Source organism: Secundilactobacillus odoratitofui DSM 19909 = JCM 15043 (assembly GCF_001434895.1).
In the GTDB taxonomy this organism is placed as follows: domain Bacteria; phylum Bacillota; class Bacilli; order Lactobacillales; family Lactobacillaceae; genus Secundilactobacillus; species Secundilactobacillus odoratitofui.
Genome location: NZ_AZEE01000028.1, coordinates 612,529 through 625,361 on the forward strand (window position 1 = coordinate 612,529; position 12,833 = coordinate 625,361).

Genomic DNA, 12,833 nt, shown 5'->3' on the forward strand with positions numbered 1-12,833 from the left:
CTCAATGACGTAATGTCTTGAGGTGATTCGGTTTTTTGTTAATCTTCAGAAGCAGCCATGGCTTCCAAAATCATATTCAGATAATCGCACTTATTCGACAGTGCCTGCATCCGTTGGCCATATTTGGGCTTGATGGTAATTGTCTCTTCATGACAAGGTACCACGTGGCTCGCTTCATATTGTTTGAGTTCATTTAATTGTTCGCTTGCTTCTCGATATTCTGTGAGAATTTCAGAACGATTACTCATCAGTTACACGCCTTCTTACCAGTATAATTGTTTAAGTAATTTTAAAACATGAATGACTATACCACCAAATCGCCGCGTTGTGAACCACTAATTTAAATGAAAACGGCAACAATTATTCCCATTCAAATTGAACGCGACAAAATACTGAATCATGTTCATCAATATCGGCAACACCAACAGTTAACCCCGCAGATTCATCAAGAATCGGCGGGGTAATTTGATTGCTTTTAGGTCATGTTAAATCATTCTATTAGCTGTTCACCGTACCAGCAAAGCTGGGTGCAAAGTACTTGCTAATGGTTTGAACCTGTACGTTTTCACCAGGCTCGGGCGCCGCAACAAATTGACTGTTGCCAATATAAATTGCAACGTGATAAGTGGCACCAGCTGCACCCCAGAATAACAAGTCACCAGGAACAGCCTTGCTAACTGAATGCTTAGAAACGTGCGCTTCTTGTGCAACGGTGTTATGTGGTAACGAAATGCCCACCGTATGGGCATACACATAACTCGTTAAACCAGAGCAGTCCATTCCTTTAAGTGAAGCGCCACCCCAAACATAAGGAATGTGCTTAGCAGCGAGCTTAACCGCATAACTCGCCACTGATGTTACTGCAACACCAGCTGCATCAGCCTTAACGGTTTTAGCAGCCTTAGTCGTGGTTGCAGCCTTAGTGGTTGTTGTGCTGAATTGCGTTACTTTAGTTGTTTTAGTACTCTTAGTTGCTGCTGCAGTTGCTTTGACGGCTAATTTTTGACCAACATAAATCGTGTTACTGGTTAATTTGTTCCACGATTTAAGTTTGCTGACAGTTGTCCCGTACTTTGAACTGATTTTTGAAAGAGTGTCCCCCGACTTAACTGTGTATGTAGAAGCTGAGGTCGTTGCCTTAAGTGATGTCACTTGGTGTGCAGCAGCGTTGGCTTTAGTTGTAGACGTTTTAGCAGTAGCTTTAGTTGACTTTACCGCAGTCTTTGAAGTCCCGCCTAAAACGAGCTTTTGACCTGAATAAATCATGCCCTTGCTAATATGGTTCGTCTTTTCCAATGAACTGACTGAAACACCGTATTTGCTGGCAAGTTGCCAAAGCGTGTCACCCGATTTAACGGTAATCGTTTTAGCACTAGCTTGTAGCGTACCAGCAAACATAAAACCGGCAGCGCCAATTACGCCAGCAGTGATGATTTTGGTTGATGCATGTTGTCCCTGTTTTCCCAAATCAAATCACCTCTCCTAATTATTGTCCAATAATGAATACGCTTTATAGAATTACATGTTCATATTAACACATTTTCTAAAATTTTCGTGATAAAGTTTAAGATTTTCTTGCGAACAGCAATCATTGCTAATTCAAGTACTGCTCTAATCCTTGATTTGTCGGTGCTCATGGGCATTTGTAATATACAAAAAAACTAGTTACTAATTTGGTTAACATTAGTAACTAGTTGCTGTTTGTTTATTGATTGAAGTAACTTTAGCCAAATAAATGACTCACAAAATTGACGATTGCGTGCCAAATGCGACTAAAGAAACCCGTGATGCCACTAGTATCCGCCTTGCTAGCAAAATCCTTTAACTGTGCCATTTTGTCACCAACTGAATTACTGATATTGCTGGCAACTTGTTTGGCGTTCGAAACGTAACTGGACGTAGCAGAAACCGGTGCCTTTTGAACGGAACTTAACGCCACCACAATGTTATTGATCACTGTCGTGGACGTCTGTGACTGAATGCCTTGCTTAGCCAGGGCATCGTCTAACATCTGTTTAATTTCGGCCTTAGTGGCATACTGATTATCCTGTTGCCGTTTTTTTGCAAGATCTGATGAAACGCTCCCGACAGCAGACATCAACTTACCCGGATATTTTTTATCATTTTGATTATCATTGATAGCTGGCTGAGTTGCCTCTAACACGCCATTGGCCGCCTGCGTGTTTTGTTGATTTAAACTGATACCATCAGCAGCTAAAGCCTTGTACACACCAGTTAGCGCTGATTCACCTGATACGGCCTTATCAGCCGTCACGGTAATAATCACGTCTTTAACACCGGCCATGGTTGCTACCATCGCATACTGTTGAGAAGTGACCTGCGTAATGTTGTCTTGGCCATTATACTGTGCAATATTAACTTTTACACCAGTGCCGGGATCAGCAGGTGCCAATGAAACGGAACTGATCATACTAGCATCGCTAGTACCAGCCGAATTAATATAGGTCGCATAATCTGAACCAGTCACCGTTAGGCTTTGATAGGTCGACTGAACGCTCAGTGCTTTAGAAACGGCATCTTTATCTTCAGAAGCTAAACCAGAGCCGTATACCACATACGGTTTAGACAATGCCTTGGTTTGAACCGCAGTGCCTGATGACGCATCTGATGAGGCTGAACTCGCACTCGTTGTATCGCTGGTTGCTGTATCAGCAAACGCCCTAGTTGGCACGCTTGCACCAAGTAGTAGCAAAATTGCGCCACTTAATAACCCAATGCGAACCGCTCTTCTCATGATTAGTTTCCTCCTACAATTTAGGGTAACTTAAGTGTATCACGGTACAAAAAAAGACTGAACGCTAATTCAGTCTTTTAATCAATTCATAACGAATTAGCAATCGTTTTACCGAGTTGGCCAAACAACTGCATGACTCCCAGCCGATTATCAATTCCACTAGTCATGACTGCCAAGTCGATGTGATGCTTGGACCGTTCAAACCGAGCAACATCGTGATCAACTTTTGGTCCCTCACCCGTCTTATTATAGACAAGGATATCAGTTGGTAATTCGTCAAAAGTGACTGGTAATTTAGATCGGAACTGTTGTTTCAAAAACCATGGTCGAACTTGTGGGTAGGTATTGAGTAGATAACGCAATAAACCGATGGCCTCTTGTGCTGTCGTGAAATTATCAAGTCCCTTGGCTGCACGTTCACTATCCATAAGTTGGCGTTGTAAAATGGTTTGTGTGAAACCGTTAGTTGTCAGCCAGTCATTAATTCGCGCCATCGACAAGTGCTGGATCATTAGATTTGCAGCATAATTGTCGGAAACTGCAATCATCAACGCTAGCACGTCCCTCACTGGCAGCGTATTAGTATGCAGTAATTGCAGTGCACCTGCACCACCGACAATCGGCGTACTAGCCAATGAAATTGGTTCATTCAAATTAGTTGAAACATCTAATTGCGTCGCCAAAATTGCTAACTTGATTAATGATGCTGCTGGTTGCTGTTGATTAGCACGATGGCTAAACACCAACTGGTCTTCATCGTACAAGCAAATTGAGACATAATCTTTGTATGGTGCAATTTGCATTTTAATCGTATCTGATAGGGTCATCGCCAATACCTTCTGGCCGTCACATATTCAGGTGCATAGCGCATTTCAGTCAGTTGCGCAATATCAACTTGCTTGCCAGGCGTGCGAGATTGAATCATTTTACCATTACCGATATACATACCAACGTGGTGGACGAAACCTTGACCGTGTTCATAAGCAAAAAACAGCATATCTCCCGGCTGTAAAGCTTCCGGTGCAACTGGTTGGCCACTATTACGTTGATCATCCGCGTCCCGGGGAATATCAAACCCTAACACACGATGCAACGTGTACATCAACCCTGAACAGTCGAACCCGTATGGTGAAATACCGGCCCACAAATATCGTAACCCTAAAAATTGGCGGGCCATGGCGACCATTTTGTCACCATTCGTTTCACCGGTCACCGGCACGACAATACTCTCCCGTTTCAAGTAACTCTCACCAAGTGGCGTTGCCACTTTGATCCAATCATTTTCAACGGCTAATTCGGTAAAACGGGTGCCCATCGTCACTTCAAATATGGGCGCCTTATTTTCATCGTATAGCATCGTAAACGGTACAGCAACACCAATTCGAGCCGTAGTAGCTGGATAACTAACGGCCGTCTTTGATAGCAGATCAGTTGGTAGCCAGCCAATGTAGCCTCTCGGGTCGGCATCGTCTTGTTGTGAAGTCAAGTACACTTTGGCCCACGAACCATCAATGTGTGAAACAATCACCTCATCATTAAAAAACGCCTGTGTTTCAAGTCGCTTTGAATCACAAAGGTCCACTGTTTCAGGCGTTGAAAGTTTTTCAACCCAAGCCTTTGTGTCACCCTTTAGCGCAAGCTTATCTATTTTACGAGGTGCATCCTTACTCGTCCAAAGCGTTGCAACAGGCACAATCACCCTTCTCGTTTCCATTTACTCACCTACTTACTATTTTGAAATGTAATGCCTAATCCAGGACCAGTTGGTAAAGTAATCAACGGTCCATCATGTGTAATTCCGCCTTGTGTTGGCTGATCTTTAAACATCATAGCAGCATCCAAATCATAATATACGATATTTTGTTTAGCAGCAGCCATAGCCGCTGCGGCAGTTACAGAGACTTGAGATTCAATCATACTCCCGACCATGCACGGTACCCCATAGGCCTCAGCCAACGTATTAATTTTCAGCGCGTTATCAATGCCGCCTGCCTTCATTAACTTGAGATTAATAATATCACAACCTGACATGTTTAGGAGTCTTAACGCATCTTTAACTGAGAAAATGCTTTCATCAGCCATGATAGGTGTCTCTGTATGGGCGGTGACGTATGCCATGCCTTCAAAATCATCTGCTGGAACGGGTTGTTCAACCAACTCAATGTTCAGCCCCTCAGTCTGCATCTGGTTAATCATTTTGGCAGCTTGTTTTTTCTGCCAACCTTGATTGGCATCGAGTCTCAAATTAATATCTGGCCCAACCGCTTGTCGAATGGCGCGAACTTGTTTGAGATCTTCAAAGGGTGACTGACTTCCAACTTTAACCTTAAGCGTCGTAAAGCCTTCATCAATCAGTTGAGTGGCGTGTTTAACCATTTCAGCCGCAGTTCCAACACTCACGGTATAATCAGTTTTAACTTGTTGGCGAAAACCGCCAAGCCATTCAGTTAAACTGACCCCATAATGTTTTGCAAGCAAATCGTTTAAAGCGATGTTCAAGGCTGCCTTAGGACTATGATTACCAACTAAGGCGCCCTCAATGGTGGTTTTAAGCTGCTCTGGATTAGCCAGTGACAAGCCCTTCAATTTCGGTCCGATGACATTTTCAATGGCGTACCGAATACTGGCTGAAGTGTCGCCCGTAATTGGGCCAGTTGGTGCCGCTTCTCCTAATCCACTGACACCGTCTGAATCAGTTAGCCTGACCAAGAGGCTTTCGGCGGTTGTGACAGTCCGAAGCGCCGTTTTAAATGGTGACTTCAGAGGTACTGCGATTGGAAAAACCTCAATTTGTTTAATCGTTGCTGACATCAAATTCCCCGGCTTTCTCATTGGTTTATTATTAAAATATCATAATTATACCCTTTTCAGCCTCATCCCTTCAAGTCTACCGGATTAAAACAAAACCGTTTTTTCTGGTAACGCAATTTGCCAGCTGCCTCCAACTTCGATACCACTTGCCCAGCGGTTTCGCGAGTCGTACCACTTAAACGAGCCAGTTCAATCAACGTAATCGGATAAGGAATCGTTACTTGACCATTTTCGCCAAGCTCACCCATGTCAGTTCCAAACACGATCAAAGCCTGAACCACACGATTGGCCGCACTAGAAGTCACTAATTTCTGCAACCGGGTTTCAGTTCGATCGATTAAAAAGCTCATTTGTCGCAGTACCTGTTTAGTCACTTGTGGATTAGTTGCAATCAGCTGTTCTAAGGTTGACATTGACAGTAACGCTACCGTAATTGGTGTCAATGCTGTCGCCGTGTATGGATACTCTTGGCCAGAGTACAGGCCACGATATGGAAACCCGGTCTGTGTCTTGACATAATTAATAAACGTAAAGTTTCCTGTTTCATCCAGCCGCTCAAGTCGGATAACGCCCTTGATCACAAAGTAAAAGCGATCCCGCGAATCGCCATAATCGAATAAGACTTGTCCCTTGGGATACGTCTTAACCTGCATTTGAGTCATTAAAGTCTGAAATTCGGCATCTGTAAACTCACAAAACTCTGGCAATGGTCGTAAAAAACGTTCGTAGGTCTGCTTGGTTTGTGCCATCCGTTTACGTCTCCCTCGCTAAAAATTACTTCCATTATATACCAATCCTCATATCAGTGCGGATGTTGTTTGCCAACAAAATAAGGTCAAAGCAAGACCCCTTCGCAAAATTGGGAAGGCGTCTGCTTTGACCTTATTTTTGATTCAATTGTAATGATTAGTAGTTAATCTCAATGAAATTTCAGGATTCACTGTTTGGCAGCACAATGTCATTATTCCAGTAAATCTTGACTCACATGCGTTTTAAAGAGCGCATAGATTTGCTTAGCCTGGTCCTCAGAAGCACTGATGATGGCAATCGTATCGTGACCAGCCAAAGTGCCTGCAACCTCAGGTAAATTTAAATCATCCAAAATTGCGGCCAACATGTTCGCGTAACTCGGCAAAGTATGCACAATATTAATAAATTGAATGCGTTCAAGTTGTGTCACAGTATCACCAATGGCACGAAACAGGTGCTGTTGTTCGTTTTGATTACCAGCTTTGTAGATCATATACCGTAACGTTCCGGAGGCATCTTGTTGTTTAACAATCTGCATTTCGCGAATATCACGGGAGATGGTCGCCTGAGTCGCCTTGATTCCTGCTTGTTGAAGGGCACTCATCAGTTCTTCTTGCGTTGCAATGGGAAACTGATTAATGAGCTGTTCAATTTTTGTTTGACGCACACTCTTTTTCATTGAAAATCCCTCACTTACTCATTCAATTAAAATAACTTACCAAATTGAGTCCACTCAAGTGACGTTACACCATCAACACCAAGGTGAACAATTTCAAATAGTGTAAAGATGGCAATAATGAAGACCACAATAGCAATGATTCGTTCACCTGAAGTAAAGACTTTTTCGGCTTTGTTGTCCCGTTTTTGTAACAGCATGTAAACTGGAATCCCAGCAGCAAACAACAAACTCATGAGCAAAATGTAGCCTAAGTTGGCGGCAAATAGCAACCAAACGGCGTAAATACTTGCAATCCAACCAACCGTCAAGTTACCAGTCCGACCAGGGGTATCTGGTGTTTCGTTCATCGAAAACTTAAGTTGATAAAATGCTGAAAAGGCGTACGGAATTAAGATTGCGGCACTCGCAATTGAATAGAAAAAATTATATGCTGATGCAGTAACCAGGTATGAGAACATGAAAATCTCAACACATACGTTCGTAAATAATAGCGAGTTAATTGGTGCACCATTGGCATTTTCCTTGGCAAAAACCTTTGGGAACGTGCCTTCCTTGGCAGCTTCGTAAGGTAATTGGCCGGCAAACATCGTCCAAGATAACCAAGCACCGACAACTGAAATGATTAATCCAGCGTTAACCACGATAGCGCCCCACTTACCGACAACACTTTGCAACAAGTAAGCCATCGCTGGTTGGCCTAATTGTGACAAGCCAGCGCGCTTCATAACACCTAATGATAGAAGTGTGATCAAGGCATAAATCAAGATCACCGTTACGATTCCTAAAACAGTCGCCTTACCAACATCAGAACGCTTTTTAGCACGTCCAGAGAAGACAACGGCACCTTCGATTCCAATAAAGACCCAAACAGTGACAAGCATTGTGTTACGAACTTGTCCCATGACATTGCCAAATTCAAAGTGGCCACTTGGTGTGAACCAGAAGCCGTGGGTGAAGACACCCAACTTAAACGCAATGATCATCGTGACTAAGAAGATAAAAATTGGAATTAATTTTGCAACAGTAATAATAGCATTCACGAATGAAGCTGATTCGACACCCTTCAAAATCATGAAATGACAACCCCAAAGAATCACTGAAGCTGCAACGATAGACCAAATGTTTTGGCCATCTTTGAAAACTGGGAAAAAGTATGCCACAGCACTCATTAATAACGTTGCATAACCGACGTTACCTAACCATGCTGAAAGCCAGTAACCCCAAGCAGAGTTAAAGCCCATATACTTACCAAACCCAGCCTCCGCGTAACTATAAACACCAGCATCTAGATCTGGCCGTTTCATCGTTAAGTTTTGGAACGTCTTGGCTAATGTTAACATCCCGATCCCGGTTATAATCCAACCAATGATAATTGCACCTGCACCAGCGCCGGTAGTCATATCATGCATGAGGTTAAAGACCCCACCGCCAATAATTGAACCAACGACTAAGGCAACGAGTTCGAGTAAGTTTAATTTCCCGCTACTTGAATCATCCACAATAAACATTCCCTTCTATTTTTTAACTGCGTCATTCATTGAGTGAAGCAGGATCAAATTGGAAGGTTTTGTGTTGATAATTCACTTTACCTTCTTCAACCAGCTTTGAAACAACCTGTCCAGCCGTTTCTCGGGTTGTGCCACTGACCCAGGCTAACTCTTTCAACGTAATTGGATAAGGAATCTCAGTTAATTTTTGATCACTTTCATCACCTAAATCTTCACCAAACATCACCAGTGCCTGTTTAATCCGATGAGTAGCACTTGAAGTCACCATTTTTTGAAGACGGTCTTCAGTCTCATTGATGATTTGACCCATCTTGGTAATTAATCTGACCATCATGGCACCATTTTGTTTAACCACCGACTCAAAGCTAGCCATTGAAAACGAGGCAATCGTAATCGGTGTCATGGCCGCTGCAGAATAGGTGTAGTTTTTATCTTGAAAAAAGCCACGGTACGGAAACGCCTTATATGGGCTGACATAATTAATAAATGGAAAATTACCAGTTTCGTCGAGTCGCTCTAACCGAACAACGCCTTCTAAAACGTAGTAAAGTCGATCGCGGGTATCACCTTGATCAAATAAAACCTGTCCCTTACCGAATGACTTAATCCGTAGTGTGGTGGTCAATTGATCGAATTCTGCCGAGGACAACGCACTAAATTCCGGTTGCTGACTAATGAAGGTGCGATATTTTTCAACTTCATCGGTTCTATTCATGCTACTTCCCCTTTTCGTTCACGTTGATATTCATTCACTCAATTTTGACGATAACCGCTGCTAATTAGAAGCTACAGCAGCCTTAGAAATGATAGTTCCGGTACCATTACTCAAGAATTCACCGACATTTTCAAGCGACGTTACCACGGCCTTAGCATCTGGGCGATGTTCGACAAACGCAATTGCAGCTTCGACCTTAGGTAACATGCTACCCTTGGCAAATTGCCCTTCTTTAATGAATTGCTTTAATTCAGGTACCGTCACGTTAGTTAATTGTTTTTGATCTGGTTGGTTAAAGTTGACGTAGATGTTATCAACCGCGGTTAAAATAATCAATAAATCGGCATCCACTAATTCTGCTAATTTTTCAGAGGCAAAATCCTTGTCGATCACAGCTTCGCGACCAACTAACTGATTATTCTCGCGAACAACTGGTACACCACCGCCACCAACAGCGATTGGAATGACGTGGGCATCAACTAACTTGTTAACAACACCGGCTTCAACCACACCCGTTGGCTTTGGTGATGGCACAACTCGTCGATAGCCACGACTAGCATCTTCGACAAAGGTTTGTTCTGGATGAGCAGCAGCAATCGGCTTAACTTCATCCTTAGTATAGAATGGTCCGATAGGCTTACTTGGATCGCTAAATGCTGGGTCGTCTGCGCTCACTTCAACTTGAGTAACGACGGTCGCAACGTCTTGTTGAAGGCCTTCTTCAGCCATTACTTCACGCAATGCATTTTGCATCCAGTAACCAATACTACCTTGCGTCATGGCAACGGCAGTATCAATTGGCATTGCTGGGTTAGACTCAGTGCTACCGGCAGCTTGTTGTAATAACAAGTTACCAACCTGTGGGCCGTTACCGTGGGCAATGATCAGTTGATCACCTTGCTTAATGAATTCAACTAAATAGCGGGCTGTTGACCGCAAAGCTTGTTGTTGTGCTGATGCAGATGCATCCTTTGATAAAATGGCGTTACCACCTAGGGCCACCACAATTTTTCGATTAGTCATGTTAATTGTCCTTTCTTGAAACGAAAAGCGGACACATAGTCGAATATGACTACCTGCCCGCAATCGACTGATTAAACTCGAGGAATGAAGAGGTTACCTAAGGTTGCAGCCATCATCGCTTTAATCGAGTGCATCCGATTTTCAGCTTCTTCAAACTGGCGAGCATATTTACTACGGAAGACTTCATCAGTTACTTCCATTTCAGTAATCCCGTACTTTTCTTTGATTTCTTGACCATAAGTCGTCGTTGCATCGTGGAATGCTGGTAGACAGTGCATGAAGATCAACTGATCATCAGGTGTGCCAGTCTTCTTTAATGCAGCCATGTTAACTTGGTAAGGCTTCAACAAGTTCACACGTTCTTCCCAGTTACTTTCACCCATTGATACCCAAACGTCAGTATAAACGATGTTAGAACCCTTCATACCTTCGTCCAGATCATCGGTGATTAATAATTGGGCACCAGATTCTGCCGCAAACTTATTAGCAAGTGCTTGCGTTTCTTCAGTTGGGAACAATGCCTTAGGGGCAACAATGTGCACGTTAACGCCTAAGATTGCACCAGTCACTAAGAGTGAGTTTGCCACGTTGTTGCGGCCATCACCCATGAATGTCAAGGTCAAGCCCTTAAGGTGACCGAAGTTTTCCTTAACCGTCATGAAGTCAGCCAACATTTGAGTTGGGTGCCATTCATCGGTTAAGCCGTTCCAAACTGGAACACCACCGAATTCGGCTAATTGTTCAACTGACGATTGTTTGAAGCCCCGGAACTCGATACCGTCAAACATGCTACCAAGCACTTTGGCCGTATCTTCAACAGATTCCTTCTTACCAAGTTGAATATCGCCGGCGCCTAAGAATTCAGGATGAGCACCTAAATCAATTGCAGCTGTGGTAAATGCAGAACGAGTACGAGTTGAAGATTTTTCAAATAAGAGTGCGACGTTCTTACCTTCCAAATAATGATGTGGAATCCCGGCCTTCTTGAGTGCCTTTAAATGCAACCCAAAATCAATCAAATATTCGAGTTCAGCTGCTGAAAAGTCCTTTTCGGCCAATACTGACCGTCCCTGAAATACGCTATTCTTGAAATCTGTCATTGTTTCTAGCTCCCTTATTTAGTCAATTTATAACTTGTATCGCCGAATCGCTGGTTGACACCACATGAAATTGTGATGGTACGTTCAACTACGAGATTGGCACAATCTGATGGACCGATTATGTCCAATAATCTTTCAACTTTGTTTGCCCATTACACGTTATCTTTAACGCGTGATTGGTTTAAAAGTTTAAAGGTCTTCACGTACTAAAGGCATGCTCATGCAACGTGGACCCCCACGACCTCGTGATAATTCACTTGAAAGAACTTCCAAGACACGAAGGCCATGTTCGCGTAGAACTCGGTTAGATACGTAGTTACGGTTGTAAGTAACAACTGTTCCTGGTGCGATTGCCAAAGTGTTAGAACCATCATTCCATTGTTCACGGGCAGCAACGATTGGATCGCCAGCACCAGTTGGAATCAGGTCTAAGTCATCTAAGTGAAGTGCGTCTTTAAGAACTTGCTTCAAATCAGTCTTGTGATCGAGGTTAAGTTCGCCATCTTTACCTTGGGTAATTGTCCAAGTATCGATGTGACCACCTTCGCCTAAGATGCCTGGGTGAACTGTGAATTGATCCTTGTTGATCATGGTAAACACAGTATCCAAGTGCATCATGGCATGGTTATGAGGAATACGGATTGCAATAATCTTTTCATAACCACTATCATTCTTGAAGAGGTTACGAGCAATATCTTCGATTGCGTTGGCACTTGTACGTTGAGAAACGCCAATTGCTAAGACCGTATCGCTCAGTACTAATTCATCCCCACCTTCAATTCGGGTATCGTGGTTACGATCACGCCAAACTGAGAGGCCTTGGTTAGCAAACCGTGGATGGTATTTAATGATTGTTTCCATAAATAATGATTCACGTTGCCGAGCTGGGAAAGTCATGTGGTTGATGCTCAACCCATCTCCAATTGAAGCAGCAGGATCACGTGTAAAGTAAAGGTTAGGCATTGGATCCATGAAGAATTGGTAATCTTTTTCTTCAGCGGCACTCACTAAGTCCTTTGGGACAAAGTCGAGTTCATTCTTACGAACACCGCCCATGATCTTAATCACCATGTCTTGGGTCGACATTGATAATAGATACTCTTTTAAAACGTTGTGCAAAACGCCTGCAGCGTAGCCTGATTCGGCTAGCATCTGTTCCAAGAAAGCATCCTTGACTTGATCGCCACCAGCATCGATGGCTTCAGCCGCCAATTTTTCAAGGTATAATACTTCGACCCCGTTGTCTCTCAATGTATCCGCAAAGTTATCGTGCTCTTTTTGAGCAACTGGTAAGTATGGAATATCATCGAATAAAAGTCTAGGCATCATATCTGGTGTAAAGTTTTCAACTTCAACACCTGGCCGCTTTAACATCACAACCTTCAATTTACCGATTTCGGATGTGACGTGAATTGGTTTTGTCATCTGCGTTACCTCCTATCACTTTTGAACAACAACATCATATCGTGATTTGAAAGCGTTTTCTACGTTG

The 12,833-nt window shown here is 43.2% G+C and carries 12 protein-coding genes and 1 pseudogene; all 13 read right to left on the bottom strand.

Annotation, left to right across the window (positions count from 1 at the left end; all coding sequences use genetic code 11):
- Nucleotides 1-38: 38 nt before the first annotated feature.
- Entirely contained in the window at nucleotides 39-248 is a 210-nt protein-coding gene (locus FD04_RS07860; protein WP_054701171.1) for a hypothetical protein, read from the bottom strand.
- A gap of 250 nt (nucleotides 249-498) precedes the next feature.
- Nucleotides 499-822, bottom strand: a pseudogene (locus tag FD04_RS12940) (C40 family peptidase); the annotation flags it as partial.
- Nucleotides 823-1,723: 901 nt separating this feature from the next.
- Nucleotides 1,724-2,755 carry a DUF1002 domain-containing protein gene (locus FD04_RS07870; RefSeq protein ID WP_082603170.1) on the bottom strand — a complete coding sequence of 344 codons (1,032 nt, stop codon included), beginning with the start codon at nucleotides 2,753-2,755 and terminating at the stop codon, nucleotides 1,724-1,726.
- A gap of 86 nt (nucleotides 2,756-2,841) precedes the next feature.
- On the bottom strand, nucleotides 2,842-3,582 hold the full coding sequence (locus FD04_RS07875; protein ID WP_054701176.1) for a serine hydrolase: 741 nt from the start codon (nucleotides 3,580-3,582) through the stop codon (nucleotides 2,842-2,844).
- Nucleotides 3,579-4,469 carry a C40 family peptidase gene (locus FD04_RS07880; RefSeq protein ID WP_056948117.1) on the bottom strand — a complete coding sequence of 297 codons (891 nt, stop codon included), beginning with the start codon at nucleotides 4,467-4,469 and terminating at the stop codon, nucleotides 3,579-3,581. Before FD04_RS07880 ends, FD04_RS07875 begins: the two co-directional genes overlap by 4 nt.
- Nucleotides 4,470-4,477: 8 nt before the next feature.
- Nucleotides 4,478-5,566, bottom strand: a complete 1,089-nt coding sequence (locus FD04_RS07885) for a mandelate racemase/muconate lactonizing enzyme family protein (RefSeq protein ID WP_056948119.1) — start codon at nucleotides 5,564-5,566, stop codon at nucleotides 4,478-4,480.
- Between the two features lie 62 nt (nucleotides 5,567-5,628).
- Nucleotides 5,629-6,315 (bottom strand): Crp/Fnr family transcriptional regulator, encoded by a 687-nt coding sequence (locus FD04_RS07890; protein WP_056948121.1) that lies wholly within the window; start codon nucleotides 6,313-6,315, stop codon nucleotides 5,629-5,631.
- Between the two features lie 212 nt (nucleotides 6,316-6,527).
- Entirely contained in the window at nucleotides 6,528-6,995 is a 468-nt protein-coding gene (locus tag FD04_RS07895; protein WP_054701182.1) for an arginine repressor, read from the bottom strand.
- Between the two features lie 26 nt (nucleotides 6,996-7,021).
- Entirely contained in the window at nucleotides 7,022-8,503 is a 1,482-nt protein-coding gene (arcD, locus tag FD04_RS07900; RefSeq protein ID WP_054701185.1) for an arginine-ornithine antiporter, read from the bottom strand.
- A 22-nt stretch (nucleotides 8,504-8,525) separates the two neighbouring features.
- Nucleotides 8,526-9,218, bottom strand: coding sequence for a Crp/Fnr family transcriptional regulator (locus FD04_RS07905; RefSeq protein ID WP_056948123.1), 693 nt, complete (start codon nucleotides 9,216-9,218; stop codon nucleotides 8,526-8,528).
- A gap of 60 nt (nucleotides 9,219-9,278) precedes the next feature.
- Nucleotides 9,279-10,241 carry a carbamate kinase gene (gene arcC, locus FD04_RS07910; protein WP_054701194.1) on the bottom strand — a complete coding sequence of 321 codons (963 nt, stop codon included), beginning with the start codon at nucleotides 10,239-10,241 and terminating at the stop codon, nucleotides 9,279-9,281.
- Nucleotides 10,242-10,312: 71 nt separating this feature from the next.
- Nucleotides 10,313-11,341 (bottom strand): ornithine carbamoyltransferase, encoded by a 1,029-nt coding sequence (gene argF, locus FD04_RS07915; protein WP_056948125.1) that lies wholly within the window; start codon nucleotides 11,339-11,341, stop codon nucleotides 10,313-10,315.
- Nucleotides 11,342-11,530: 189 nt separating this feature from the next.
- Nucleotides 11,531-12,766, bottom strand: a complete 1,236-nt coding sequence (gene arcA, locus FD04_RS07920) for an arginine deiminase (protein ID WP_054701197.1) — start codon at nucleotides 12,764-12,766, stop codon at nucleotides 11,531-11,533.
- Nucleotides 12,767-12,833 lie beyond the last annotated feature (67 nt).

Coding starts and splice junctions, on each gene's coding strand:
- FD04_RS07860 (WP_054701171.1), bottom strand. CDS start 248: ATGAGTAATCGTTCTGAAATTCTCACAGAATATCGAGAAGCAAGCGAA.
- FD04_RS07870 (WP_082603170.1), bottom strand. CDS start 2,755: ATGAGAAGAGCGGTTCGCATTGGGTTATTAAGTGGCGCAATTTTGCTA.
- FD04_RS07875 (WP_054701176.1), bottom strand. CDS start 3,582: ATGACCCTATCAGATACGATTAAAATGCAAATTGCACCATACAAAGAT.
- FD04_RS07880 (WP_056948117.1), bottom strand. CDS start 4,469: ATGGAAACGAGAAGGGTGATTGTGCCTGTTGCAACGCTTTGGACGAGT.
- FD04_RS07885 (WP_056948119.1), bottom strand. CDS start 5,566: ATGTCAGCAACGATTAAACAAATTGAGGTTTTTCCAATCGCAGTACCT.
- FD04_RS07890 (WP_056948121.1), bottom strand. CDS start 6,315: ATGGCACAAACCAAGCAGACCTACGAACGTTTTTTACGACCATTGCCA.
- FD04_RS07895 (WP_054701182.1), bottom strand. CDS start 6,995: ATGAAAAAGAGTGTGCGTCAAACAAAAATTGAACAGCTCATTAATCAG.
- arcD (WP_054701185.1), bottom strand. CDS start 8,503: ATGTTTATTGTGGATGATTCAAGTAGCGGGAAATTAAACTTACTCGAA.
- FD04_RS07905 (WP_056948123.1), bottom strand. CDS start 9,218: ATGAATAGAACCGATGAAGTTGAAAAATATCGCACCTTCATTAGTCAG.
- arcC (WP_054701194.1), bottom strand. CDS start 10,241: ATGACTAATCGAAAAATTGTGGTGGCCCTAGGTGGTAACGCCATTTTA.
- argF (WP_056948125.1), bottom strand. CDS start 11,341: ATGACAGATTTCAAGAATAGCGTATTTCAGGGACGGTCAGTATTGGCC.
- arcA (WP_054701197.1), bottom strand. CDS start 12,766: ATGACAAAACCAATTCACGTCACATCCGAAATCGGTAAATTGAAGGTT.